This window comes from Mycobacterium sp. 134 (assembly GCF_048282715.1).
GTDB classification, from domain to species: domain Bacteria; phylum Actinomycetota; class Actinomycetes; order Mycobacteriales; family Mycobacteriaceae; genus Mycobacterium; species Mycobacterium septicum.
In genome coordinates this window covers 1638558-1664274 of sequence record NZ_JBLVUN010000008.1, presented here as the reverse complement: position 1 = coordinate 1664274, position 25717 = coordinate 1638558, and the positions used below count along the sequence as shown (strand labels likewise).

The 25717-nt window shown below is 66.3% G+C and carries 17 protein-coding genes and 1 pseudogene; 10 read left to right on the top strand and 8 right to left on the bottom strand.

The window, feature by feature from the left end; genetic code table 11:
• Positions 1 to 189 precede the first annotated feature (189 nt).
• The 4 genes from ACNQVK_RS12770 to ACNQVK_RS12755 all read left to right on the top strand — a co-directional run bounded on the left by ACNQVK_RS12770 (position 190) and on the right by ACNQVK_RS12755 (position 6098).
• Positions 190 to 2205 carry an FAD-dependent oxidoreductase gene (locus ACNQVK_RS12770; protein WP_418029805.1) on the top strand — a complete coding sequence of 672 codons (2016 nt, stop codon included), beginning with the start codon at positions 190 to 192 and terminating at the stop codon, positions 2203 to 2205.
• Positions 2206 to 2341: 136 nt separating this feature from the next.
• A complete protein-coding gene (locus tag ACNQVK_RS12765; protein ID WP_409549003.1) occupies positions 2342 to 4675 on the top strand; it encodes a nitric-oxide reductase large subunit in 2334 nt (777 codons plus the stop codon).
• Positions 4672 to 5298 carry a hypothetical protein gene (locus ACNQVK_RS12760; protein ID WP_418029804.1) on the top strand — a complete coding sequence of 209 codons (627 nt, stop codon included), beginning with the start codon at positions 4672 to 4674 and terminating at the stop codon, positions 5296 to 5298. The genes ACNQVK_RS12765 and ACNQVK_RS12760 overlap by 4 nt, the downstream gene beginning before the upstream one ends.
• A 35-nt stretch (positions 5299 to 5333) precedes the next feature.
• Positions 5334 to 6098 (top strand): slipin family protein, encoded by a 765-nt coding sequence (locus ACNQVK_RS12755; RefSeq protein WP_409549148.1) that lies wholly within the window; start codon positions 5334 to 5336, stop codon positions 6096 to 6098.
• Positions 6099 to 6133: 35 nt separating this feature from the next.
• Here the strand turns inward: ACNQVK_RS12755 and ACNQVK_RS12750 are convergent, their stop codons facing one another.
• Both ACNQVK_RS12750 and ACNQVK_RS12745 read right to left on the bottom strand, forming a co-directional pair.
• Positions 6134 to 6682 carry a YceI family protein gene (locus ACNQVK_RS12750; protein WP_418029803.1) on the bottom strand — a complete coding sequence of 183 codons (549 nt, stop codon included), beginning with the start codon at positions 6680 to 6682 and terminating at the stop codon, positions 6134 to 6136.
• A 221-nt stretch (positions 6683 to 6903) separates the two neighbouring features.
• The gene (locus ACNQVK_RS12745) at positions 6904 to 9495 is read right to left on the bottom strand and encodes a bifunctional FO biosynthesis protein CofGH (RefSeq protein ID WP_418029802.1); all 2592 of its coding nucleotides are present in this window, start codon (positions 9493 to 9495) and stop codon (positions 6904 to 6906) included.
• Between the two features lie 202 nt (positions 9496 to 9697).
• Here ACNQVK_RS12745 and ACNQVK_RS12740 point away from each other — a divergent pair, with 202 nt between their 5' ends.
• Positions 9698 to 11017, top strand: coding sequence for a hypothetical protein (locus tag ACNQVK_RS12740; RefSeq protein WP_418029801.1), 1320 nt, complete (start codon positions 9698 to 9700; stop codon positions 11015 to 11017).
• A gap of 1 nt (position 11018) precedes the next feature.
• Here the strand turns inward: ACNQVK_RS12740 and ACNQVK_RS12735 are convergent, their stop codons facing one another.
• Together ACNQVK_RS12735 and mshB are read right to left on the bottom strand one after the other, a co-directional pair.
• The gene (locus tag ACNQVK_RS12735; protein ID WP_418029800.1) at positions 11019 to 11441 is read right to left on the bottom strand and encodes a hypothetical protein; all 423 of its coding nucleotides are present in this window, start codon (positions 11439 to 11441) and stop codon (positions 11019 to 11021) included.
• 112 nt (positions 11442 to 11553) lie between these two features.
• Positions 11554 to 12411, bottom strand: a complete 858-nt coding sequence (mshB, locus tag ACNQVK_RS12730; RefSeq protein ID WP_418029799.1) for an N-acetyl-1-D-myo-inositol-2-amino-2-deoxy-alpha-D-glucopyranoside deacetylase — start codon at positions 12409 to 12411, stop codon at positions 11554 to 11556.
• Positions 12412 to 12514: 103 nt separating this feature from the next.
• Here mshB and ACNQVK_RS12725 point away from each other — a divergent pair.
• The 3 genes and pseudogenes from ACNQVK_RS12725 (at position 12515) to ACNQVK_RS12715 (ending at position 17454) form a co-directional block, all read left to right on the top strand.
• Positions 12515 to 13751: pseudogene (locus ACNQVK_RS12725) on the top strand (chloride channel protein).
• 520 nt (positions 13752 to 14271) lie between these two features.
• Complete coding sequence (locus ACNQVK_RS12720; protein ID WP_418029798.1) at positions 14272 to 15630, top strand: hypothetical protein; 1359 nt, start codon at positions 14272 to 14274, stop codon at positions 15628 to 15630.
• A gap of 579 nt (positions 15631 to 16209) precedes the next feature.
• Positions 16210 to 17454 (top strand): hypothetical protein, encoded by a 1245-nt coding sequence (locus ACNQVK_RS12715; RefSeq protein WP_418029797.1) that lies wholly within the window; start codon positions 16210 to 16212, stop codon positions 17452 to 17454.
• A 52-nt stretch (positions 17455 to 17506) separates the two neighbouring features.
• On the opposite strand, the gene ACNQVK_RS12710 is transcribed toward ACNQVK_RS12715, so the two are convergent.
• A complete protein-coding gene (locus tag ACNQVK_RS12710; RefSeq protein WP_418029796.1) occupies positions 17507 to 19375 on the bottom strand; it encodes an ABC transporter family substrate-binding protein in 1869 nt (622 codons plus the stop codon).
• A 792-nt stretch (positions 19376 to 20167) separates the two neighbouring features.
• On the opposite strand from ACNQVK_RS12710, the gene ACNQVK_RS12705 reads away from it, so the two are divergent.
• Positions 20168 to 21250 carry a hypothetical protein gene (locus ACNQVK_RS12705; RefSeq protein ID WP_418029795.1) on the top strand — a complete coding sequence of 361 codons (1083 nt, stop codon included), beginning with the start codon at positions 20168 to 20170 and terminating at the stop codon, positions 21248 to 21250.
• Positions 21251 to 21397: 147 nt separating this feature from the next.
• Here the strand turns inward: ACNQVK_RS12705 and typA are convergent, their stop codons facing one another.
• Positions 21398 to 23299: a translational GTPase TypA gene (typA, locus tag ACNQVK_RS12700; protein ID WP_418029794.1), complete on the bottom strand. Its 1902-nt coding sequence runs from the start codon at positions 23297 to 23299 to the stop codon at positions 21398 to 21400.
• Between the two features lie 286 nt (positions 23300 to 23585).
• Between typA and ACNQVK_RS12695 the strand changes: the two genes are divergently transcribed.
• Positions 23586 to 23852: a hypothetical protein gene (locus ACNQVK_RS12695; RefSeq protein ID WP_044519838.1), complete on the top strand. Its 267-nt coding sequence runs from the start codon at positions 23586 to 23588 to the stop codon at positions 23850 to 23852.
• On the opposite strand, the gene ACNQVK_RS12690 is transcribed toward ACNQVK_RS12695, so the two are convergent.
• The gene (locus ACNQVK_RS12690) at positions 23849 to 24286 is read right to left on the bottom strand and encodes a pyridoxamine 5'-phosphate oxidase family protein (RefSeq protein WP_409548990.1); all 438 of its coding nucleotides are present in this window, start codon (positions 24284 to 24286) and stop codon (positions 23849 to 23851) included. The genes ACNQVK_RS12695 and ACNQVK_RS12690 overlap by 4 nt on opposite strands.
• Positions 24287 to 24288: 2 nt before the next feature.
• Complete coding sequence (locus tag ACNQVK_RS12685) at positions 24289 to 25674, bottom strand: WS/DGAT/MGAT family O-acyltransferase (RefSeq protein ID WP_418029793.1); 1386 nt, start codon at positions 25672 to 25674, stop codon at positions 24289 to 24291.
• Between the last annotated feature and the right edge of the window lie 43 nt (positions 25675 to 25717).

The window sequence follows — 25717 nt, the reverse complement described above, 5'->3', positions numbered from 1 at the left end:
TTGCCCATACTTGGACGCTCGTCTCAGTGTGCCCTAACTTCACGCACCACCCATTTAAGGGTGGCGCGTAGTAACTGATACTAAACGTCGCAGATACACCTCGCCTAGTCGCCACGGCCTATTACTTGCCCCTCGGCAAGGCCATACAACTAGTTGCATAGGACCGCCGGTCCCACCTACTCTGCCGACATGGGGTTGGCCTATCCGAACCTTTTGTCACCGTTGGACCTCGGGTTCACCACGCTGCGCAACCGGGTGGTGATGGGCTCGATGCACACCGGCCTGGAGGACCGTGCCGGTGACACCGCGAAGCTGGCCGAATACTTCGCCGAGCGAGCCCGCGGCGGCGTCGGGCTGATCATCACCGGCGGCTATGCACCGAACAAGACCGGCTGGCTGCTGCCCTTCGCCTCACAGCTCGTGTCCTCGTCAGAGGCGCGGCGGCATCGCCGGATCACGGGCGCCGTACACGAGGCCGACGGCAAGATCCTGCTGCAGATCCTGCATGCCGGACGCTATGCCTACCATCCACTTTCGGTGAGCGCGTCCGCGATCAAGGCTCCCATCAACCCGTTCCGGCCACGCGCGCTGCGTGATGTCGAGGGCACCATCGACGACTTCGTCCGCTGCGCGCTGCTCGCCCGCGAGGCGGGTTACGACGGTGTCGAGATCATGGGCAGCGAGGGCTATCTGCTCAATCAGTTCCTGGCACCGCGGACCAACAAGCGCACCGACGCATGGGGCGGCACCCCGGAGAAGCGTCGCCGCTTCCCGGTCGAGATCGTGCGTCGGGTGCGCGAGGCGGTGGGCTCCGATTTCATCATCTGCTACCGGATGTCGATGGCAGATTACGTCGAGGACGGCCAGAGCTGGGACGAAATCGTCACGCTGGCAACCGAAGTCGAGGCAGCCGGAGCGACGATCGTCAACTCGGGATTCGGCTGGCACGAGGCACGCGTGCCCACGATCGTCACCTCGGTACCCAACAGCGCGTTCGTCGACATCAGCAGCGCGCTGGCCGAGCACATCTCGATCCCGGTGGTGGCCTCCAACCGGATCAACATGCCGCAGACCGCCGAACAGACGCTGGCCGAGACCCACGTGCAGTTGATCTCGATGGCCCGGCCCTTCCTCAGCGATCCGGACTGGGTGCTCAAGGTCGCCGAGGAGCGCGTCGACGAGATCAACACCTGCATCGCCTGCAATCAGGCCTGCCTCGACCACGCCTTCGTGCACAAGAAGGTCTCGTGCCTGCTCAACCCTCGGGCCGGGCGGGAGACATCGCTGGTACTCAGCCCGACGCGCCGGGCCCGGTCGGTGGCCGTCGTCGGCGCCGGACCGGCCGGGCTGTCCGCGGCGGTCAGCGCCGCCCAGCGCGGCCACCAGGTCACATTGTTCGAGGCAGGGGCGGCCATCGGCGGCCAATTCGACCTGGCCAGAAGGATTCCCGGCAAGGAAGAGTTCAACCAGACCATCCGGTACTACACCACGATGCTGGACAAGCTCGAGGTCGACGTGCGACTGGGTGTCCGGGCCGGTGTCGACGACCTGGCCGGTTTCGACGACGTGGTGCTGGCCAGCGGGGTCACGCCGCGACTGCCCGCCATTCCCGGCATCGACCATCCGAAGGTGCTCACCTACGCGCAGGCCATCACCGGCGCGCCAGTGGGCAAGTCGGTGGCGGTGATCGGCGCGGGCGGAATCGGTTTCGATGTCAGCGAATTCCTGACCACAGACGAGTCACCGACGCTCAACCTCAAGGAATGGAAGGCGGAGTGGGGCGCGGCCGATCCTCAGGAAGCCCGCGGAGCGCTCACCACTCCTCTGCCCGCCCCTGCCGTCCGGGAGGTGTACCTGCTGCAGCGCACCAAGGGCGCACAGGGCCGCAATCTCGGCAAGACCAGCGACTGGGTGCACCGGGCCTCGCTGAAAGCCAAAGGGGTACATCAGCTTTCCGGGGTGAACTACGAGCTCATCGACGATGAGGGGCTACACATCAGCTTCGGCGCCGAACACCGCGACCGGCGGGTGCTCCCCGTCGACAACGTGGTGATCTGCGCCGGGCAGGAATCGGTCCGAGATCTTGAGGATGCGTTGCGCAGCGCCGGCATCGAGCCCCACATCATCGGCGGCGCCGCTGTCGCGGCCGAACTCGATGCGAAGCGGGCCATCAAGCAGGGCACGGAGTTGGCCGCTCGCCTCTAGCTCGCCCCAGTCGGTTTCACCGGGATTTTCCCGATACTCCCAACCCCGCTACCGGATATCGGTATTTTGACGCCATCGGCTATTCCGCATGTGCGGGTCCAGTCCGCCCGCACACAGTTGTGGGGGGAGTCCACGCATGGCGATCGATCCAGGTCAGGCTGTTCCATCCCGGCAATCCGATCAGCCCTCGACCCAGCCGTTGATCGGACGAGGTTGGTTCCAGGGCGTCGCGATCGTGATGATCTTCGGATTTTTCGTGATGGGACTGCTGGCCTATCGCACCTACACCGCCTCGATGCCGATGCCGCAGAAGGTGGTCACCCAATCCGGCGACGTGCTGTTCACCGGGGACGACATCACCCGTGGCCAGGAGATCTTCCAGGCCCGGGGACTACAGGAGTACGGATCGATCGTCGGCCACGGCGCCTATCTCGGGCCCGATTACACCGCTGACTACTTGCGTCGGGCAACCGATGACGTCGCCGCGCAGCTGCGGGCCGAGGGCATGGGCGACACGCACGATGCGGTGGTCACCGAGTTCCGCACCAACCGCTACGACGCGGCGAGCGGCACACTGGTGTTCACCGACCGGCAGGCCAAGGCGTTCGATCGGATCGCCGACCACTACGCCGGGTTCTTCGGTGAGGACTCCACCAAGAATGGTCTGCTCCCCAAGCTCATCACCGACCCAGCTGAAATCCACGACCTCACATCGTTCTTCGCCTGGACGGCCTGGGCGTCGGCGGCCGAGCGTCCCGGACACAACTACAGCTACACCAACAACTGGCCGGCCGAATCACGGGTCGACAACGGACCCACCGCCCAGCTGATCGTCTGGTCCGCGCTGTCACTGATCATGCTGCTCGGCGGAACCGGCATCATGTTCGCCGTCTACGGACGATGGAGCCAGAAGATCGGGTGGCACAGTGCCGAGGCCCCGGCGCTGTCCTTCCGCCAGCCCGGCGAGGTGGCGCTCACGCCCGCGCAACGCTCCGCGATCTGGTTCTTCGCCATCGTGTCGGTCCTGTTCCTGGCACAGGCGGTGTTGGGCGGCGCCGTCCAGCACTATCGCGCCGAGCTGTCGGACTTCTTCGGGCTGGACCTGGCCGCGATCCTGCCCTACAACCTTGCCCGCACCTGGCATCTTCAACTGGCCCTACTCTGGCCGGCCGCGGCTTTCCTGGCCGGCGGGATCTTCCTGGCGCCGTTCATCTCCCGGCGCGAACCCCGACGCCAGCACTGGCTGTCCTATGGTCTGCTCGGCGCCGTCGTCGTGGTGGTGGTGGGATCGCTGGTCTCCGAGGCGCTGTCGATCTACGGCGTCATCCCGTTCGGTTCGCTGCTCTCGCAGCAGTGGGAGTATCTGGATCTTCCCCGGCTGTGGCAGATCCTGCTGGTCGTCGGCCTGTTCCTGTGGATCATCCTGATCTGGCGGGCCATGCGCTCGCGCCTGAAGGGCGAGTCCAAGATGAACATGCCGTGGGTGTTCTTCTTCTCCGGTCTGGCGATTCCGATGTTCTACGCGGTGGGTCTGCTCGCCGGCAGCGACACCCACCTGACCGTGGCGGACTTCTGGCGATTCTGGGTGGTGCACCTGTGGGTCGAGGATTTCCTCGAACTGTTCACCACGGTGATGGTCGCCTACATCTTCGTGATGCTGGGCGTGGTCAGTCAGCGAATCGCGCTGGGCGTGATCTTCCTCGACATCATCTTGTATTCGGCCGGCGGCGTCATCGGCACGATGCACCATCTGTATTTCTCCGGAACCCCCGTTGAACACATGGCGCTCGGCGCGTTCTTCTCGGCGGCCGAGGTCATACCGCTGACATTCCTCACCATCGAAGCGTGGGCGTTCCTCCAATTGGGCTCACGACAATCGGCGGGTGACTCCAAACCCTTCCCGCACCGGTGGGCGGTCATGTTCCTTGTCGCCGTGGGATTCTGGAACTTCGTCGGTGCCGGCATCTTCGGCTTCCTGATCAATCTGCCGATCGTGTCCTACTACCAGATCGGCACGGCCCTGACCGCCAACCATGGCCACGCCGCGATGATGGGCGTCTACGGCATGCTGGCCGTCGGGTTGGCCATGTTCGCGTTCCGCTATGTGATCCCGGCCGACAAGTGGCCCGAGAAGTGGGCGCGGGTTTCGTTCTGGTGCCTCAACATCGGCCTGGCGTGGATGGTCTTCGCCAGCTTGCTTCCGCTGGGCATCATGCAGCTTTACCACTCGGTCAACGACGGGTACTTCGAGGCCCGCTCGCTCGGCTACCTCACCCAACCCGGCAACGCGGTGATGGAGTGGCTGCGCATGCCCGGTGATGTCATCTTCATCGCCGGCGGCATCCTGCCCTTCGTCTGGATCGCCTGGGTGGCGTTGCGGCACTTCCGGTCGGGCCCCACCACGCTCGAACTGCCCGAGCAGCCGCTCTACACCGAACTCGCAGCCGAACCCGCCACGGGGTCGCAATGACCCCGCCGGCCACCGCGGCTTGGTTGACGGCCGGCTACGCATTGGCACTGGTCGCCGTTGCATGGGGGTTCGACTTGATGGCCCGACGCACGTCGCTGCGTGCAGCCCGTTGGCGCACCGGGAATTTCACCTATCACGCCGATCACGACGCGTGGCAGTGCCCCGAGGACCACTGGCTGTGGCCGACCTCATTCGACCCCGACAACCGGGTGATGCGGTATCGCGCCAAACCCGCGGTCTGCAACGCGTGCCCGGTCAAGGCCACCTGCACCACATCCACGCACGGCCGCGAGATCAGCCGTGAGATCGACCCGTGGCCGTATTCCGAAGCCGGGCAGTTTCATCGCGGAATCGCTTGCACTGTGGCCGGTTTGGCGCTGGTTATGGTGCTGGCCATGCTGATCGGGCAGCACGGCAGCGGCGATCTGGTGGTTTTGGGCGTGACGGCGCTGATCGTCCTCGCCGCTGCGATTCCACTCGCACGTCACCTGTGGGCCAGCCCGGCCAACTCACCCGACCATCTGCCCCACCGCTCTTCCGAGCAGGAACTGAGCGCGGCGACGGTGGATCGTTTCGCCACCAAGTGGGGCGGCGGATATGCCGAACGGAAGGAAGACCGTTGACTGCACTGTGGTGGTTCATCGGCGCTGTGGGCGTGATGCTGCTGATCGCGCTTGTCGTGATGTCCCTGAAGGTCCTACGTGAGTACGAGCGCGGAGTGGTGTTCCGGATGGGACGTGCCCGGCCGCTGTACGGTCCCGGCTTGCTGTTCCTGATCCCGTTCGCCGACCGCATGGTTCGCATCGACCAGCGCGTCGTGACGCTGACCATTCCACCGCAGGAGGTGATCACCCGCGACAACGTGCCGGCACGGGTGAACGCCGTCGTCATGTTCCAGATCACCGATCCAGTCAAAGCCGTACTGGGAGTCGAGAATTACGCCGTCGCAACCTCGCAGATCGCGCAGACCACGCTGCGATCGCTGCTCGGCCGCGCCGATCTCGACACCCTGCTGGCTCACCGTGAGGACCTCAACGTCGACCTGCGCAGCATCATCGAAACCCAGACCGCGAACTGGGGTGTCGAGGTGCGCGTCGTGGAGATCAAGGATGTGGAGATTCCGGAGTCCATGCAACGGGCCATGGCGCGCGAGGCCGAGGCCGAGCGCGAGCGCCGCGCCAAGGTGATCAACGCCCGAGGGGAACTGCAGGCATCCGATGAGTTGAGGCAGGCCGCCGAAACGCTGTCCAAGAACCCGGCGTCGCTTCAACTGAGGTACCTGCAGACGCTGCTCGAGCTTGGTGCCGACCAGAATTCGACGGTGGTGTTCCCGTTGCCGGTCGACATCATCACGCCGTTCCTGAAGAACCCCGCCAGTCTCGGCGAGGCGCTGGCCAATGGGTTGGCCAAGCACCGGGACTAGCGGGGGTCTCCGCCTCCAACGTGACAGGCGGTGGATCAGGCCTGCTTGAGGGCCTCGATCTCCAGGGTGACGGTGATCTTGTCGCCGACGACGGTGCCGCCGGTCTCCAGCGGCATGTCGATGTCGATACCGAAGTCCTTGCGGTTCAACACCACCGAGGCTTCGAACCCGGCGACAGCGCCTTGGCCCATGCCGGGGTTCACACCGTTGAACTCGAGCTTGAGCGAAACCGGCTTCGTCACGCCCTTGAGGGTGAAGTCGCCGTCGACAACGTAGTCGTCGCCATCGGGGCGCACGGCGGTCGAGACGAAGGTGGCGGTCGGGTAGTTCTCGGCGTCGAAGAAGTCCGCGGACCGCACGTGGGCGTCGCGCTGCTCGTTGCGGGTGTTGATCGAGTTGACGTCGATGGTGGCGCTGACCGACGGGGTGCCGTCCTCTGCAATCGTGACGGCGCCGCTGAACGTCTCGAAGCTGCCACGGACCTTGCTCACCATCAGGTGGCGAACCGAAAAGTTGATCGACGAATGGACCGGGTCGATGGCCCAGGTGCCTGCGGTCAGGTCGGTGGCTACTGCGACGGTCATGGTGTCTCCTTGGTTCGAGAGCCGGTCGGTCCGGCGCCTTCACCAAGCACTAACCGGACTGTGGTCCGATTCAATTCCCGAATTCCAGAATTTTTCAGCCAATCTTGAAAGCCGGGCGCATCACGCCCCGTCACGGCTCCGCGAGCGACCGCTCAGGTACGCGAAATGCGGCGTGTCGGCGTACCGACACGGTCGCTCGCGGTGCAGAGGGGCCTCGCTGTTTATGCCGCCAGGGGCGAGTAATCAGTGGTGCGCTGACGGGCGGGGCGGCCGATACCCTCGGCGATCGCCACCAGTTCGGCCACGGTCTTGGCCGAGCCGTTCTCCGAGCCGGCCATCCGGGAGATGGTCTCCTCCATCAACGTGCCGCCCAGATCGTTGGCTCCGCCGCGCAGCATCACCTGAGTGCGCTCGATGCCGAGCTTGACCCAGCTGGTCTGAATCGACGGGATCCGGCCGTGCAACATGATCCGGGCCAAGGCATGCACGGCCCGGTTGTCACGGTGCGTCGGCCCGGGACGCGCGCCCCCGGCCAGATACAGCGGTGAGGACTGGTGCACGAACGGCAGCGGCACGAATTCGGTGAATCCGCCGGTCTTGTCCTGGATGCCGCGGAGCACGTTGAGGTGCCCGACCCAGTGCTTGGGGGTGTCCACGTGGCCGTACATCATCGTCGACGACGAGCGCAGGCCGACCTCGTGCGCGGTGGTGACCACGTTGATCCACTCCGACGTCGGCAGCTTGCCCTTGGTCAGCACCCAGCGCACCTCGTCGTCGAGGATCTCGGCGGCCGTGCCCGGGATGGTGTCCAGGCCGGCCTCGCGCAGGCTGGTCAGCCATTCGCGGACGGACAGCCCGCTGCGGGTCACGCCGTTCGCGATCTCCATCGGGCTGAACGCGTGCACGTGCATCGACGGAACCCGCGCCTTGACGGCCCGCACCAGATCGGCGTACCCGGTGACCGGGAGTTCGGGGTCGATGCCGCCCTGCATGCAGACCTCGGTGGCACCGGCGACATGGGCCTCCCAGGCGCGGTCGGCCACCTCGTCGGTGGACAGCGAGTACGCGTCGGCGTCGCCCTTACGTTGCGCGAACGCGCAGAATCGGCAACCCGTGTAGCAGATGTTGGTGAAGTTGATGTTGCGATTGACGACGAACGTGACGTCATCCCCGACGACATCGCGGCGCAACGAATCCGCCAGTGCGGTAACGGCTTCCAGCGCCGGACCGTCGGCGGTGGCCAGCGCGAGATACTCGTCGTCGCTGCAGCCGCCGGGATCACGTTCGGCGGAGCGCAACGCGGCCAGCACATCGGTGTCGATGCGTTCGGGCGCGCGAGCCGCCAGCTCGTGCACCTTGGCGCGGATCGACTCCCAGTCGCCGAATGCACTGTCCAGGTCGCTGCGGGTCTCGGTGAGCCGGCCCTCGGAGTCGATCGCGGAGTGCAGATCGATACGGCCCAGCGACTCGGACGCCTCGTCGGGTTCCTGCCACGGGCGTCCGACCGGGTTGACGTCGAGCGCGAACCCGGTGTCGGGGTCGGCCAGCGCGTCCACATGCCCGCGCACCCGCGGGTCGATCCAGGCCGCACCCGCCTGCACGTACTGGGGTTGCGCAGTCAGCCGCTGGACCAGGTCGTAGCCTGCCTCGGCGGTCACGTCGGCCAGATCGTCCAGCGCCGGCCAGGGCCGCTCGGGGTTGACGTGATCGGGGGTCAGCGGTGAGACGCCGCCCCAGTCGTCGACGCCGGCACCGATGAGCGCCAGGCATTCGTCCCGCGAGACCAGATTGGGCGGGGCCTGGATACGCATCTTCGGCCCCAGCACCAGACGCGTCACCGCGATCGTCGCCAGGAAGTCGTCGATCCCCGCATCCGGGGTCGACGCCATCGCGGTGTGGTCCTTGGCCCGGAAGTTCTGCACGATCACTTCTTGAACGTGTCCGAATTCCTTGTGGGACTTGCGGATCGCATGCATGGTCTCGGCCCGCTCGGTCAGCGTCTCGCCGATACCGACCAGCAAGCCGGTTGTGAACGGGATCGACAACCGGCCGGCGTCGTCCAGCGTGCGCAACCGCACCGCGGGATCCTTGTCCGGGCTGCCGTAGTGGGCCTCGCCCTTGACCTCGAACAAGCGCCGCGACGTGGTCTCCAGCATCATGCCCATCGACGGTGCGACGGGCTTCAGTCGCGACAGCTCCGACCAGCTCATCACGCCTGGATTCAGATGCGGCAGGAGGCCGGTCTCCTCCAGCACCCGGATGGCCATGGCCCGCACGTAGTCCAGCGTGGAGTCGTAGCCGCGCTCGTCGAGCCACTGCCGGGCCTCGTCCCAGCGGTCCTCGGGGCGGTCACCGAGGGTGAACAGCGCTTCCTTGCAACCCAGCTCGGCACCGCGGCGCGCGACGTCGAGAATCTCGTCGGGCTCCATGTACATGCCCGCGCCCTGTGCGCGCAGCCTGCCAGGCACGGTGACAAAGGTGCAGTAATGGCAGGTGTCGCGGCACAGGTGTGTCACCGGAATGAACACCTTGCGCGAGTAACTGACCGGCAGCCGGCCATTCACTCCACGCCGGCCCGCCGATTCCAGCCCGGCGTCACGCACCCGGGCGGCGCTGGCACACAGATCAGCCAGATCTTCGCCGCGGGCCGTCATCGCGATGGCTGCCTCGTCGACGTTGAGGGTCACGCCGTCGCGGGCCCGGCGCAACACTCGCCGGAGGGCAGCAGAACTGGTCGGCGCGCTGGGCACCGGCGACCTCGGTGGGACGGCCGGGGTGGGCAGATCAGCGCCGTGCTGGGGGTTCAGAGCCACTCCCGTGTAACCCCGTCGTTGTGCACAATCATCCACGCGTCTCACATTCTGAAACCAATGTGCCCGGCATACCGGCCACAGTAGCCCCAGCATCTCAGCACGGTGTCAGGCCCTTAGTGGACACACAACTTAAAGAAGCGACCAACGGGCTACCGACCACGTAAGTTGTTTCCGTCGGGAAGGGGATACCGGAGGAGTCGTGATGTCTACAAGTGTTCGTTCGTATCTGGTCGCGGGAGCCGCCGCGGCCACAGCCACAGCCATCGCCCTCACCCCGGTACAAGCAGCTCCCGCTGATATCGCCGTCCCCGCACACCCGACCTCCACCCAGCCGCAGCTGACGCAGGCCATGGTCGACCTGCTCGCCGCGGCCAGCCGGATGACCGCTGCGGTAGCCCCGAAGCTTCCGAGCCAGAGCGGCACCGCACCGGCACCGGGGGTCGCGCCGGCGGGGGCGGTTACGACCGGTGTCACGGCAGCACCCACCGCCATCGCGATCGCACCCAATCTGGCCAACACGATCGACCAGATCTACGTGGACGTCGAGCCCTGGGTGCAATGGGGATTCGAAATCGGAGCATCCGCACTCGGATGGATTCCCTGGGTCGGCGGATGGGCCGGCGGCCTGCTCATGGACGCCTACAACTTCGGCCAATCCCTCGTCGCCAGCGGCGTCTTCAACTTCACCGACTGGTTGCGCGGGGACGGCGGCATCATCCAGAACCTCGCCGACTTCGGCGTGGATGCGGTACTGGCCGTCGCGTGGCTGGGCATCGATGTCGTCAGCACGTTCATCCCGCTGCCGCCGATCCCGCTGCCACCGCGTCCGCCGCTGCAGGGACCGTTCCTGGCCAGCACGCTCGCCGCACCGACCGCGGCCCTCGAAGGCGCCGTCCAGAATCCGCTCACCCACCTGACCGATGCGATCACCAAAGCCCGCGACGACTTCGCCACGGCGGTCAAGTCGCTGACCGCGGGAACCGGCCTGGCGGCCCTCACCGACCGGCTCAAGGAGCAGGCAGCCGCGGGCCCAGAGAATCCGGTCACCGAGCTCGTCGGAAGCACGGTCGAAAAGGCCGAAAAGGCCCTCGAAGGCACCGTCGAGACCACCAAGGAAGCATCGGAGAACCTCGCCAACGGCCTGGACAAGACCGTCAAGGTCGTCTCGAACGACGCCGAACCCCAGGAGATCGCGACCGCGCAGAAGGACGAGATCAGCGTCGTCCCGAAGTCGGTGCGCCAATCGCTGCAGAAGGCTCAGGACGCCACCGCGGTCGACACGACAGACGCGGCCGGCAAGACAACGGGCCGCACCGTCGTCTCAGGTAAGCAGGGCATCCGCTCTGCCGTCGACAAGTCGGCGGCGGGTGTGAAGAAGGCCGCGGACGACACCCGTGAGGCGGTCAAGAACGCCGTCAAGAACGTGGCGCCGAAGCCCAAGGTGAAGAAGGAAAAGACCGTGTCGTCCAAGGATTCCCAGCAGTCCAAGGACAACAGCAAGTCGGACAACGACAAGAAGTAGGTCAGCGGCGGTAACGCAGTCGCAGCATCGCTGCCGGTGGTAACGCACCGGCGGCGATGAATATCAGCGAGCCGTAGGCCATCACGCCTCGGCCGGCAAAGATGATGTCTCCGCCCGGGCCGCCGAACGTCATCGCCACGACGGTGGCAAGCCAGGTCCACAACGGCAGCGCCGCCAGCCGCATGGAATCGGTCCAGTACATGGCTGCCCACACGAGGGCGGTGTTGACCGCTCCGGCCACCAACGCGCTCACCGGAAACGGGATCGACCCAACATATGACGGCAGCAGCAATGCGCCTACGACGGCCGAGATGACGCCGTCAACCGCGAGGAGTGCCAGGACGACGCGACCCAGCACAAGGTCTGAGGGCGGGGTCAGGTCGGAATGCTGTCGAGCAGCCCGACAAGCGAACCCACCACCCACTGGAAGTTGTCCGCGCGGTCCTGCCAGTGCTGCAGGTTCGGATCCAGATCGGGGTCCATGAATGTCCCTTCGACGCCTCTGATTCACCGGAGCTTACCGCGTCCAGTTTTGGCTATTGCAGATTCAGTCCGTGCAGTAGGTCGGTTTCCCACCCACGCGCGTCCCGCTCCCCCGGGTTGCCCGACACCAGCACGTAGTGCTCCTCACCGAGGAGCGGCAGGGCAAGGTTGTTGGACAGCGCGAACGCGCCTCCGTCGGAGGCGACGGTGACCTGGGTGGCGTGGGCGCGCATCGCGGCGACCTTGGCAGGCAGCTGCGCGGTGGCGTCGACGACGGCATCGATCTGATCGTCGGTGTACCCGAACGGAACATCCCCGACGTCGATCCGGATCCAGTCCTCGGGCACGTCCTGCAGACCCTTGAGGCCGGCCCGCATCGCGGTGCTCGCCATGACCGTCCAATAGAACTTGGGGACGTCCCAGCCGGCGGCCGCGACGGCCGCGGTGGTGACGCGGTGCGCCTGCTTGTGATCGGGGTGCCCATACCCGCCGTCGGGGTCGTAGGTGACGACGACGTGCGGTCGCAGGTTCTCGATGATCTGCACCAGTTCGCCGACCGCCTCGTCTAAGTCGGCGTCGATGAAGCGCTGTTGCTTGCGCGCCGGTGAACCTTCCATGCCCGAGTCGCGCCACCGACCGGGGCCGCCGAGGAACTGTGGTGCGCCGATGCCGAGCGCGCTCAGCGCCTTGGTCAGCTCGCTGATCCGGTATCCGCCGAGTTGATCGGCGTGGTCGACGGCCAACCGCGCGTAGCGGTCGCCGATCACCTCACCCTCCTCGCCGAGAGTGCACGTGACGACATGCACGTCGGCGCCGAGCGCGGCGTAATGCGCGATCGTGGCACCCGTGGTGAGGGTTTCGTCGTCCGGATGGGCGTGGACGAACAGCAGGCGGGGCGTTTCGCTGGGCATCGTGAGCGACGATAGCCGTGCATCGTCGGCCGCGCCGTGAGACCCGCTCCACCAGCGCTTCCACAACGCTGACGAATCCGCGTATCCCGCATACATTCACGGAGTGACCCGGCGCGAGCTTGAGTTCGGCTGCAGCATCATCGTCGTCGGGTTGCTGGCCGGTCTGGCGGGTATGGCGACGACGCTTCTCCTGCATTTCGTCGAACACCTCACCTACGCCTACTCGTTCGGCTCGTTGCTCGACGGTGTCACCGGCAGCAGCCCGGTGCGCCGCGCGGTCGGGCCGATGATCGGCGGGGCGCTGGCCGGGTTCGGCTGGTGGATTCTGCGTCGGCACTACGACGTTCCCGGGCTGGCCTCAACCATCGCCGAACACCGGCCCATCCCCCGGGTTTCGCTGACGCTCGACGCGGCGTTGCAGGTTCTCGTGGTGGGTGCCGGCGCGTCCCTGGGCCGCGAGGGCGCACCCCGCCAGGTCGCCGCGGTACTCGGCGACGCCGGAACTTCCCGGTGGGCGCTGACACCCCACGACCGCGAGATCCTGCTCGCCTGCGCCGCGGGCGCCGGGCTCGGAGCGGTCTACAGCGTGCCCATCGGCGGCGCCTTGTTCGCGATCCGGATCATGCTGCGCACGTGGCATCCGCGGGCCGTCGGTGCCGCGTTGATCACCTCAGCGCTCGCGGTGGCGGTCGCCTCGCCGGTGACACATGTTCGGGCTCCGCTGGATTGGCCGGACCCGAGCCTGTCCTACCTGTTGACCGGTTTCGCGTTGGTCCTGGCGCCACTGGCTCTGATGGTGGGCATGGCCTTCAACCGGATCATGGCGCTGGCCCTGGCCGGCCACACCGGCCACGTCGTGGCTGATCATCCCGGGCATTGCCGTGGCCGGCCTGCTCGTCGGTCTCGGTTCGGTGTGGTGGCCGGAGCTTCCGGGCAACGGGAAGAGCATCCTGACCGTCAGCCTCGCCAGCGGGATGACGCTCGGATCCGCGGCGGTGATCTTGCTCCTGAAGCCCGTCCTCACCGCGGTCTTTCTGCGCGCCGGCGCGGTGGGCGGCATGCTGACGCCCGCGTTGGCGACCGGCGCCGCGCTCGGTTCACTCGTGGCGCTGGCGATCAACACGCTCGGCCTTCACCCCGTCAGCGTCGCCGCCGTGTCATTGACCTGTGCGGCCGGAGTACTTGCGGTGACGCAGCGCGCACCGATCTGGGCCGCGCTGTTCGTGTGGGAGTTGGCAAGGCCCCCGCTGTGGGTTTTGCTGCCCTTCCTGGCCGCTGCGCTGGCGGCGTTCGGACTGCAGGCGCTGCGCGAGCGCCGCACCGAAGCGCCGGTCGACTGACCCGACGGCGGGCAAACCCGCAACGGAATCCGTCGTTTTTGAAACTGACCGAGCCTGCCACTTCGTTGCCAATGCAAGGACTGTGTCGCATACCGAGACCGACGGTCTCACTAGTGCTGGGGGCCGCATTCGACCAGTGTCTGTTTTACAGATCACACCATGATGTCCACTGTGTGCGCGCTAACTCTCCGGCAGGCGCCACGCCGACATTACCGCTGGGTAACGTAACCGCACTTATCGTCGAGCGCTTCGCTGGCAAGCTAATGACTACCCCTGCCATATGTTTGCTGTATCAGGTGCATGGCCAGTCCAAATATCGCTACTTTCGGTATCGCAACCATGTAGCGCGACCACGGGAAATCCGCGTTACCAGGAACATCCCAGATACCCGAGGTTCATTTGCGGGGCCGCCGGAGGGGTTGGCCGGGCTGAAAAAATGCTTAGAAAATTTGCAGACAACCCAACTTACTTTGGGGTAACTTCTGCGCCGACCTTAGTTACGCTCCCGTAAGGAGATTCAATGCAACTCGCCGCTCGGTCGTACATGGCCGCGGGGGTGGCACTCGTCGGTGCCAGTGCCATCGCAGTCAGCCCTATGGCTCCGCCCGTCCCAGAGGCGCACATGCCCGTAGCGCTCACGGCTGCCATCGAGAACCCGGTCACCGTTTTCCAGCCGGCGATCGAAGCCACTCAGACGTTGTTCAACAACTTCATCGAACGCCAGACCACCAATCCGCTGCCGGTCCTGCGGCAGCTCGCCACCAATGTGGCTACGGGCGTCCAGGTGTTCGCAAACACAGATCCCGTCCTGGTTGTTGCGCTGGCACTCACGCACGGAGTCATCACCGCCCAGGAGATCGGTCCCAACCTGGCCGCGCTCGGGGAGACCACCACCTCCGCGATGAATGCGCTCATGGAGAACCTCGGCGTGCTCGCCGCGGGCCTGCCCGACGCCCTGCAGGCCGCCGGAGAGCTCATCGCCGCCGGCGATCCCAACGGCGCCATCAACGCCATCATGGGCCCGGGCGTCCAGCCGATCATCAACATCATGCTCGAAACCGTGAACCCCACGATCGGCGCCGTCGGCCATGTACTCGGGGTTCCGCAGCCGATCATCGACGCGGCCTCGGAGTCCACCCTCGGCCTCCTGATCGCGGTCGCATCGGCAACCGTCGGTATCGGATTCGACCTGCCCGGCTATCCGCTGCCCTTGGTGAAGCAGGTCATCGCCGGAACCCAGAGCGTGCTGGCCGCCGCGGCTTCGGGCGATCCGGGCACCTTCGTGAATGCCTTGCAGCACAGCGTTGCCGACTTCGCCGCGGATGTCGCATACCAGGTGGATCAGACGATCAGCATGGGTAACTACATCGCGGATTCGTTCACCAACGCCCTCAAGCAGATCACCCCCAAGCCGGTCCCCTTCCCGGATATCGAGCTCCCCAAGGCTCTCGCCGCACCGGCCCCCGCCGTCGCGGCCACCACGGCGCTCACCACGGCGCTCAAGCCGGCGGCCACCCCGGTTGAGAAGACCGAGTCTGCTCCGGCCACCGAGGCGGACAACGCTTCTGGCGCCGCGACAGATACCTCGGCCGCACCGACCACCGACGCCACGGAGACCGACGCCAAGGCCGACACCGGTGCAACCGCGACCGACAGCGACGACGCCACCAACGCGACCACCAAGCCGTCGACCAAGGAATCACCCAAGGCCGCAAAGGGATCGGAAAAGGCCGGCTCCGCCAAGGCGGTCCGCTCCCAGGTCAAGTCCGCCGTCAAGAAGCTCACCGACGGCCTGAAAAAGGACAAGACCGCCCCCAAGAAGAGCGCCGAGAAGAAGGCCGAGTCATCCAGCGACTCCGCCAAGGGCTCCGACAAGTAACCCTGAGCACCACCGGCAGGCCCCCTCCATCAACACCATGGAGGGGGCCTCCGGCTTTCTATGGAAGTTCTCAGCCTCCGCTCAGACCTCCACCCGCCAGCTACGTGGACCACTCCGTTGAACGCAAGGTGGCGACCTCCGACATTTGATTGCCGTTACACCAACGCAGCAACTTCCGGACATGTCGCCCGCAACGGGGGAAGTCAGGTTCGGACCACAACACCTCAACCGGTCCAACGGCCCCTACGCGCAGGTTCCGCAGGCGCCGCCGGCGCAAAAGTCCGGGATCACCGCGTCGCGGCGATTGACGCGTACTTCCACCCGGAAACGTGTATCCAGCGAACATTTGCCATTCGCAGCCAGTCCCCCGCGGTCGGCGCCTCCCTCCGTCGCATCCAATCACCGAACGATCTTGAAGCGTGCCTAACTACCGCGCATTACCAGCTAGTTCACCTTTCTCACGACCTGGTTAGCCGCCGATACGGCCTTGAATGCAACTTTTCAAAAATGCGAATTTGTAAAGTTACTCTCAGGTAGCTTCAGCCTCGTCGGGGATCGGATCGATCTAGAGGAGAAGCAATGCAAGCCGCAGCCCATCCCTATCTCGCCGCTGGCGTCGCGCTCGTCGGAGCCAGTGCCATCGCGATAAGTCCGGTCGCTCCGCCGATGCCGGACGTCACGATTCCGGCGGTGTCATCGGCTGAGGTGAGCCTGTCGGCAGCAACCGATCCGATCCAGGCCTATGCGGACCTGTTCGCGAACACCATCGCCAACGTGTCGACCCTGATCGGCAACGAAGTGACCGATCCCGCTCCTGTCCTTCTGCAGGTGATCACGAATCAGCTCAGCAGCGCGGGTTCGCTCTTCATCGCCTTGGAGGGCTCCGCCACCGCGCTGGGCAATGCGCTGGACCCGTCGAACCCGTGGAGCATCCCGTCCATGCTTCAGGCCTCTCTCACCGATCTGCTCGCGGGCAACATCGACAGTGCGGTGGCCAACCTCTGGAGCGCATTCCTCACCCCTGTCGCCGGCGCCGCACTCCCGTTGCTCGAGCCCGCCATCAACGCCATCAGACAGCCTGTGCAGAACCTGGCCAATGTGCTGAGCAATCCGGCGATCGTGGCATTGCCCGCCCTCGGCCTGATCAACGTGGTCTACCGGACGATCACCGTGGCGGGAAACGTCGGCCAGGAGATCGTTGACTCCGCCAGGGCGGGCGATCCGCTCGGCGTCGTCAACGCGATGCTGAGCAGTCCTGCCGTCATCGCGGATGCGTTCCTCAACGGCGACGAGCTCGGCGGCGGCGTGTTCGGCCCCAGCCTCGGCCTGCTGTCGACTCTGCGACAGGCTCGCGACATGATCGCTGCCGCCATCACTCCCCCGCCGGTGGAGACCGCACGCTCGGCCGCGGATGCGACCCTGAAGTCTGCGGCGAAGGTCGTGACCGTGGACGTCAGCCCGAAGGCCCCCGCTGCCTCGCCGGCACCGGCCGCCGTTTCGACTGCGCCGGCACCGTCCGCCGAAACCACCTCTGCTGCAGATGCTTCCGCTGCTGCGGACACATCGGCCGGCGTCACCACCTCGGTGGTGAAGGACAGCCTCAAGGCCGCACCCGGAAAGACCCTCTCCACCAAGCGCTCGCCTGCCGCCAAACAGGTCCGCGACGGGATTCAGGGATCGGTCAAGAACGTGACCGACGGACTGAAGAAGGCCGCCGAAGGGCTCAGCGGCAAGAGCGCGAAGGCAGGCAAGCACGCCACAGGCAAGTCCGGCGGTGCGTCAGCATCGTCAGGTTCGAGCGCAGGTTCAAGCGACGCAGGCTGATTCACCACCACCCAGTGGGCCTCCTCGCACGAGGGAGCCCACTGGGCGCCTGCTAGCGCCCCTTCGTCCAGCTGCCCGCGTCGCCGACGATGCCCACCGGCACGGCGCCGGTCAGGCTCACGTTCTCGACACTCGGTCCGGCTGCGACGATCGTCGTGTCCTGCAGGATCGGAAGAACCGTCGACATGCTCCACAGCCGAGGCTCGACGGCCTGGATCACCTCGGCGATGTTCTGCGAACCATCCAGCGCCCCATCGATTCTCGGCTGGATGCTGTGGTCACAGATCCCGGTGATATTGCTGGGTGCCTGCACCAGGGCACCGGAGTCGGGAGCGGGGATCGGCTGGGTCGACGTCGGCGTCGTGGCCGGTGCCGGCGAGGCGCTGGTGGTCGGCTTCGCCGACGGCGTCGGAGCGACGCCGGGAACAGCCGTCGAGACGGCCGTGGCTTCCAGTGCGCGGCAGCCATAGCGTGAGGCGAGGCTGGTTGCCAGGTCTCCCCCGGCCTGATGCCAGCCGACGACGGCGTCGACCCGGTTGTTGGTCAACGCATCACCGTAGAGCGCAACAGGATCCAGTGCCAGCACCGAGGCATCGATGCCGACGTTGCGGAGTTGATCGGCGGCAGTATTGGCCACGGCGATCGAGGTCGGATCGTTGGACGCCACACCCAGCACCAACGACAAAGGGGCACCGTCCTTCGTGATGTGCTGCCGACCGTTGTCGGGCGCCGGCGGCTCGCCGGGCGCGGGCGGCTCGGCCACAGGCTCGATCTGGTAGCCCGCGCCGCGCAACAGATCCAGCGCGGCCTCCCGTGACATCGCCGGGGGCGCCGTCGGTACGTAACCGGGATCCGATGGAGAACGCACCTGTGCCTGCGCCAGCGTCACGGTGTTGTCGTCACCCGCACCCACCGACGCCAGCAGGTCGACGTCGATCAGGCCAAGGATCGCCTTGCGCACCTGGGCTTGCTCCAAGGTCGGCTGCCCGCCGCGCAGGGTCAACTGCATCACTCGCGGTGTCACGATTCTGGCGGTGCGGACGTCCGGGATCGCGCTCAACTGCGCGAAAGTGGCCGCGCCACCGTGCACCTGGGCGACCTGGGTGTCGCCGTTGCGGATGGAGTCGGCGAGCGCGGCCGGTGCGCCACCCCGCCGGAACAGCACCAGATCGGGCTTGGCCGGCACGCTCCAGTACCGGTCGTTGCGGGCCAGCAGGATCTCGTCACGTTGCGGGTCAATGCTTTCCACCCGGAACTGACCTCCGGTGACCGGCATCGCGCGGGCCAGACCGGCGCCGAAGCCACCGGGAATGTCCTTGACGATGTGGGCCGGGAGGATGTCGTTGAACAGCTCCCGCCATGCCGGATAGGGCTGGGAGAAGGTCACCACCGCCTGTTTGCCACCCTCGACCGATTGCACACCCGTGATCAGGTCATAGCCGGCGGGGTCGACAACGCCTGGCTGGCTGACCATTTGGCGCCACAGGTACCAATAGTCGTCGGCAGCGATCGGCGCGTTGTCGGTCCACTGCGCCTCGGGACGGATCTTGTAGGTGACCGTGAAGGGGTTCTCACTGGTCACTTCGGCCGATTCGAGCAGGGTCGGGTCGAGCTCCCAACGCGATCCGGTCGGCGACTTCGGGTCGGGCACCGGCCGGAACGAACTGGGCAGCACCATCGACGCGACCGCCGCGTTCACGGGCGACTGGTCCGACAGCAGATGCGGGTTGAACCCCGGGCCGATCGAGTCGATGGCCATGATGATCTGCGTCGCCTTCATCGGGGGCGGCGGCGTCGTCTCGGTGGTCTCGGTGCTCTGCGGGGCAGGCGGCGGGCTCACCGTACAGGCGCTGAACAGGAGCGCCGGCACCGAAACGAGCGCGCCGATCGTCAGACGGGCGCGGCGGAGGGGTGTCGGCACGCTACTCAGAGTATCGAGCCTCCCCCGCCGCCACCGCCGCGCACCGGAACTGCGCGACGCACGGCCATGCAGCTACTCAAGCCGATCAGATCGATCCAAGTCTTTCAAGGTGCAACAAACAAGACCCGGCCTGCTATTTCCACCTTGATCTGTGCGTATGGCAGCTCCCGGCCGAGCTGCCGATAGCGAACTGAGCAGCGTCGGCGTCTTTTGCATCTATCTCAGTTGATTCTCAGATACCGTCTGCCGTCAGCCGGAGTGACCGGCATCACACATCAGGAAGGAGGCCCCGTTGCCACAAGCATTGCGGCCCTACGTAACGGCCGGAATCGCGATCGCAGGAGCCGGAGCTCTCGCCGGCCGAGGCCTATGAGTACTTCGCGACGCTGACGGCGGTATACGTGATGGACGCTATTGCCCCGATCGTCAGCCGGCCGACACCGATCCTCAGCCAGGTCCTCGCCAATCAATTCTGGTACGCGAACCTCGTGACGATGGGCACCGCGACGGGGCGGCAACGGCGTCGATCCGAAACATCGTCGACGGCGCGGGAGCTTCCCGAGAGCGCCCGGGTGGAACCGACGCCGGATCAGGGGACGGCGAATAACCGTTGCCCCACAACGCAACCAGTCAGACGATTGCCCCGCCCACACCCGGACGGGGCGATCGTCAGGCCGGCCAGATCAATAATTCGAACGTCGCACAGAATCCGAATGTCATTTCCTGGCTTCCCTTGTACGTTCACGCCGGTCCGCCATCCCGAGCTGACCGCAGCAACGCAAGGAGAACGCAGTGCAACGTGCCCTACGGCCCTATGCCGCGGCCGGCGTAGCGCTGGCCACCGCCAGCGTCATCGCCGCCACCCCGGCAATAGCTTCCCCACCGGCAATACAAACCCATGCCGTGCAGATGACGGCACTGGACAACCCGATCGAAGTCTTCGCCCCGGTGTTCGACCAAGCCAGTGCCCTGGTCCAACTCATGATCGCGAACGAGACCGCCACTCCCGCACCGATTCTGAATGCGATCATCGCGCGGGCGAGCGCGGACGGCAAAACGCTCGGCGAGATCGGCAACGGTCTGACCACCGCGGCGTCAACTCTGGCAGCCAACCTGCCCGCGGCCCTGGAGGCATACGGCACCCATCTGGCAGCGGGCGACCTCGTCGGCGCCTACGACGCCGTCGTTCCCGCGTTCATCGGCCCGTTCCTCGGGCTGTTCAACCAAGTCGTGAAGCTGCAGAACATGCTGTCTGCCGACGCCGGCGTGATGCAGGCGCTGGTCCGCCCGCTGGTCTATCAGGTGGCGTGGAGCTTCGTCACGGTCCCGGCCCTCGCGTTCTCCAACATCGCCCGTACCAGTGTCGTCGCCATCCAGGACGTTGGAACAGCGATCGTTTCCGGCAACCCTGAGGCCGCCGCCAATGCGGTTCAGCACGGCCTGGCGAACGTCAGCTCCGCCCTGGTGGCGAGCGCCGGCAGTGTCTATTCGTCGATCCAGGTCGCACGCACCCGACTGGCCGCACCGTTCAAGGCCGGCCTGCCCACCGCCGCCGCCGCGGCCGTCGAGAGCAGCACCACCGCTGCGCTGGCCGAGGCGGCGCCTGAGGCGTCAACGCTGAAGGCAGACGAATCCTCTTCTGCGCCAAAGGAAGATGTGACAGCCCAACCGGTCAAGACCAAGCCGAAAGCGACGGCGATGGCAGCGGCCCGCTCCAGCTCTCGTAAGGCAGTCACCAACAGCGTGCGCGAATCGGCCAAGAATGTCAGCGCCGGATTCAAGAAGGCTACCGACGGCCTCAAGAAGGCCGCCCAGGGCCTGAACGGCAAGAAGGTCGAGAAGCCGAGCTCGGATTCAGGCAGCGCCGCCGAATAACCCGCCCGACCCAGTAGGCCTCCTCAACGCGACTGAGGGGGCCTGCTGCGTCATCGACTCTGCGGCAAGGGCGTCGAGACTGCGCTCAGATCGCGATTTCGGCGGATTTCACGATCTGGACGCAGAGTCGAAGGCGAGAACGCGAAACTAGCCGCGCGCCTTGGCCCGCGCCTTCGCCCGTGCGCGCAGCGAGGCCGTCAGCTCCACTTTGCGCACGCGGACGACCTCGGGGGTCACCTCGACGCACTCGTCCTCCGCGCAGAACTCCATGGCCTGCTCGAGACCCAGGTCCAGCGGACGCGCGAGCGTCTCCATGACGTCGGCGGTCGAGGACCGCATGTTCGTCAGCTTCTTCTCGCGGGTGATGTTGATGTCGAGATCCTCGGCACGCGGGTTGATGCCCACGACCTGGCCCTCGTAGGTGTCCTCGCCCGGCTCGACGAAGAACTGGCCGCGGTCGGACAGCTGGATCATCGCGAACGGGGTGATGGAGCCCGACCGGTCCGAAACCAGCGAGCCGGTGTGGCGGGCTCGGATCTCGCCGGCCCACGGCCGGTAGCCCTCGAACACCGCATTGGCGATACCCGTGCCGCGGGTCTCGGTGAGGAAGTCGGTGCGGAAGCCGATCAGCCCGCGGCTGGGCACCACGAAGTCCATCCGGACCCACCCGGCGGCGTGGTTGGTCATCTGTTCCATGCGACCCTTGCGGTTGGCCATCAGCTGGGTGATGGAGCCGACGAACTCCTCCGGGCAGTCGATGGTCAGCTCTTCGAACGGCTCGTGCAGCTTGCCGTCGATGTTCTTGGTGACCACCTGCGGCTTGCCGACGGTCAGTTCGAAGCCCTCGCGGCGCATCTGCTCGACCAGGATGGCCAGCGCCAGCTCGCCGCGGCCCTGCACCTCCCAGGCGTCGGGGCGGCCGATGTCGACCACGCGGATCGACACGTTGCCGATCAGCTCGGAATCGAGGCGGTTCTTGACCATGCGGGCGGTCAGCTTGTGCCCGGACACCCGGCCTGCCAGCGGCGAGGTGTTGGTGCCGATGGTGACCGAGATGGCGGGCTCGTCGACTGTGATGCGGGGCAGTGCGTGCGCGTGCTCGGGGTCGGCCAGGGTGTCGCCGATCATGATCTCGGGGATGCCCGCGACGGCGACGATGTCGCCGGCGACAGCTTCCTCGGTCGGGTTGCGGTCGACGCCCTCGGTGGCCAGCAGCTCGGTGATCTTGGCGTTGGTGATCACCGGGGCGCCGTCGACCTCACGCATCCAGGCGACCTGCTGGCCCTTCTTGAGCCGGCCGTTGTAGATGCGGATCAGCGCGAGGCGGCCCAGGAAGGCCGACGCGTCCAGGTTGGTGACGAGCGCCTGCAGCGGCGCCTCGGGGTCGCCCGAGGGTGCCGGGATGTGCTCCATCAGCACGTCGAACAGCGGGTCCAGGTTCTCGCCGTCAGGGTTCTCGCCGTTGGGGGGCTGCGTGGTGGAGGCGATACCGGCACGTCCCGACGCGTACAGCGTCGGCAGGTCCAGCGCCTTCTCGGCGGCAGCCTGGGCCTCGTCGTCAAGATCGGAGGCGACGTCGAGCAGCAGGTCGTGGCTTTCCTCGACCACCTCGGAGATACGTGCGTCGGGCCGGTCGGTCTTGTTGACGACCAGGATCACGGGAAGGTGCGCGGCCAGGGCCTTGCGCAGCACGAACCGGGTCTGCGGCAGCGGGCCTTCCGAGGCGTCCACCAGCAGGACGACGCCGTCGACCATGGACAGGCCACGCTCCACCTCGCCACCGAAATCGGCGTGACCAGGGGTGTCGATGACGTTGATCACCGTCATGGTGCCGTCGGCGTGGTGCCGGTGCACCGCGGTGTTCTTGGCCAGGATGGTGATGCCTTTTTCCTTCTCAAGGTCACCGGAGTCCATCAAGCGCTCGACCGCGTCGTCGCCGCGGTGCGTCAAGGCACCGGACTGTCGCAGCATCGCGTCGACTAGGGTCGTCTTGCCGTGGTCGACGTGGGCGACGATGGCGACATTGCGAAAGCTCGGGCGTGAATCCACACCGACATTCTCGCAGGCACGCCGGTCGATCACGAAAACGAGAGAGCCCCGTCACGTTGAAGTCCGCAAAGATCGCCGGTCTGAAGCCCAAGAAAAAGTGCTGCAAGAGCAAGCCACGCTGCAAACGATGCCCCCTCGTGTTGCACAAGGTCCGCAAGGCCGAACTCAACGGATTGCGCGGTAAAGAACTGGACAAGGTCTTCAAACGGGCCAGGAAAACCTAAGGTTCGCGAGTACCGTTTCAGGTATCCGTCACGTTGCGATGGGCGTGCTTGGAGGTGCCGGGATGACGGTTTATGAAGCGCTCACGGTCGCTTTGATCATGGTGCTCGCGTTGGGAACCACGGTCGCGATCTACGTGGGCATGGCCAACTGGATCGGCGCCTGCTACATGGTCCGGTGCAGCGAATGCCACCACCTCACCTTCGCGTCGGCGAACCAGCCGCAGGCCTCCTGCGCGCATTGCCGCCACCCGATGCTGCTGCACCCGCTGTACGCGACGCAGCACCCGGGCCACGCCGTGCGGGTCGTCGACGACCGGCTGCGGTACTAGCCCTCGCTGTTGGCTGTGTAGTGCGGCATCGCGTGGTCCCGGAGCTCGCGCCCGGTGACCTTCTCGGCCCGTATCCGCACGAAGTGGTCGCGCCGCCCCTCCGCCCACGGCTGCACGAACGTCCCCGCGACCTCCACCTGCTCGTCCACGTCGGTGATCGGCTCGGCATGCCCGACGATGGTCACGCTCCAACCGGTCCGTAGATCGGCGTCGAGCTCGTCGGCCTGGAACGCCACCACCTGATGGTCGATGGCGGCGGTCAGCTTGGGCCCGCCGGCCACCCGGATCACCACGTCGTCGTGCCACACCCGGAAGTTGACCGGCTGTACGGCCGGCAGCGCATCCTCGGTGAACACCAATCGTCCGACGCGGACCCGCTCCAACAGATCCAGGCATTGCCTGCGGGTGAGAACGCCGAGCTCTTGTCCCTTCATGGTCAACCTCCCTGTACGAGTTGCAGAGTTCCCACCGGGGTGGAGCGCCAGTGGCCGACGCTGATGTCGACCAGCCGGGCAACGGCACGTTCGATGCCGCGGGCGAGTTCGTCGACATCGGGGGCTGCGTCGTAATCGCCGATGACGCCGAAGACCAGACGGTCGGCGTAGCTCATGATGGCGATACCGGTGCGCAGCTGCAGCGCGAGCGGCGGGATCGGAAGAAGTCGCACGATCTCGCGGCCCATCACGCGCAACCGGTTTCGCGGGCCGGGCACGTTCGTGGCGACGGTGACGACGCCACGTTGCGGCAGCCGGGTCAGCGCCCGCACCGTCCAGGCGGTGAGCGGGAACGGGATCGCGTTCGCCGCCGACACCAGGATGTTGCCCGCCTCGCGCTGTCCGCTGGCCTTGGCCCTGGACAGCCGCGCGTGCACGGTGAGCAACTGCTGCACGGGATCGGCCTTGTCGACCGGCAGATACGGCAACATCACCGAGACTCGATTGTCGGTCCGGTCGTGGGCATCCCCGGACCGCACCGATACCGGCACCAGGGTGCGCAGCGCGTCACGCCTCGGCTTCTCGCCGCGGCGAATGAGGGTGTTGCGGAAACTGTCGGTGATCGCCGCCAGCGCAACATCATTGACCGTCACACCGAATTCCCGGCACACCGAGTCGACGTCATCCAACGACACTTCTGCGCTGTCGTAGCGCCGCATGCTGGTCACCGGGCCTGTCAACGAGGTCCCCGCCGCCGGACGCAGCAGGCCGGTGACGATGCCGAAGGCCCCGTGGACGGCCTGCATCGCGGCGCCGGGCAGTCCACTCGAGATCTGCCACGCCTTGCCGATCCAGTCGACAGGGCTGAAAGCAGCTGTCCCCCTGGCAGCTTGACGTTCTCTACCCTCGCCGGCCACATCACCGTCGTCGCACAGCCGGCTCAACAGTCGGGTCGCGGCGATCCCGTCGGCGATGCAGTGATGGACCTTCAGCAGGATGGCCCACCTGCCGTTCTCCAGGCCGTCGACGATCCAGCACTCCCACAACGGCCGGTCCCGGTCGAGGCGGCGTTCCATGACGTCGGCGGCCCACCGGTGCAGCGCCGCATCGCCACCGGGCTGGGGCAGCGCGGCATGGCGAATATGGTGCGCGGCATCGAAGTTGGCGTCTTCCACCCACTGCGGCGCACCGAGGTCGAGCGGCTGCGTGTGCAGCAGTTGGTGTAGGCGCGGCGCGGTCAACACACGCTCGGACAATGCGGCCGTGACAGCCTCCGGGCTGGGCATCGGCCCGTCCAGCACGGCGATCGCTCCGATCGCCAGGCTCGCGTGGCGGTCCGAGTCCTCGGCTTCGAGGAACCCCGCATCGAGTGCGGTCAACTGCTCCATACCTGCAATCCTCCGCCTGCTGTCCATCCCCGGGCAGGGTCAA

Coding starts and splice junctions, on each gene's coding strand:
- ACNQVK_RS12770 (WP_418029805.1), top strand. CDS start 190: ATGGGGTTGGCCTATCCGAACCTTTTGTCACCGTTGGACCTCGGGTTC.
- ACNQVK_RS12765 (WP_409549003.1), top strand. CDS start 2,342: ATGGCGATCGATCCAGGTCAGGCTGTTCCATCCCGGCAATCCGATCAG.
- ACNQVK_RS12760 (WP_418029804.1), top strand. CDS start 4,672: ATGACCCCGCCGGCCACCGCGGCTTGGTTGACGGCCGGCTACGCATTG.
- ACNQVK_RS12755 (WP_409549148.1), top strand. CDS start 5,334: ATGCTGCTGATCGCGCTTGTCGTGATGTCCCTGAAGGTCCTACGTGAG.
- ACNQVK_RS12750 (WP_418029803.1), bottom strand. CDS start 6,682: ATGACCGTCGCAGTAGCCACCGACCTGACCGCAGGCACCTGGGCCATC.
- ACNQVK_RS12740 (WP_418029801.1), top strand. CDS start 9,698: ATGTCTACAAGTGTTCGTTCGTATCTGGTCGCGGGAGCCGCCGCGGCC.
- mshB (WP_418029799.1), bottom strand. CDS start 12,411: ATGCCCAGCGAAACGCCCCGCCTGCTGTTCGTCCACGCCCATCCGGAC.
- ACNQVK_RS12720 (WP_418029798.1), top strand. CDS start 14,272: ATGCAACTCGCCGCTCGGTCGTACATGGCCGCGGGGGTGGCACTCGTC.
- ACNQVK_RS12715 (WP_418029797.1), top strand. CDS start 16,210: ATGCAAGCCGCAGCCCATCCCTATCTCGCCGCTGGCGTCGCGCTCGTC.
- ACNQVK_RS12695 (WP_044519838.1), top strand. CDS start 23,586: ATGACGGTTTATGAAGCGCTCACGGTCGCTTTGATCATGGTGCTCGCG.
- ACNQVK_RS12690 (WP_409548990.1), bottom strand. CDS start 24,286: ATGAAGGGACAAGAGCTCGGCGTTCTCACCCGCAGGCAATGCCTGGAT.
- ACNQVK_RS12685 (WP_418029793.1), bottom strand. CDS start 25,674: ATGGAGCAGTTGACCGCACTCGATGCGGGGTTCCTCGAAGCCGAGGAC.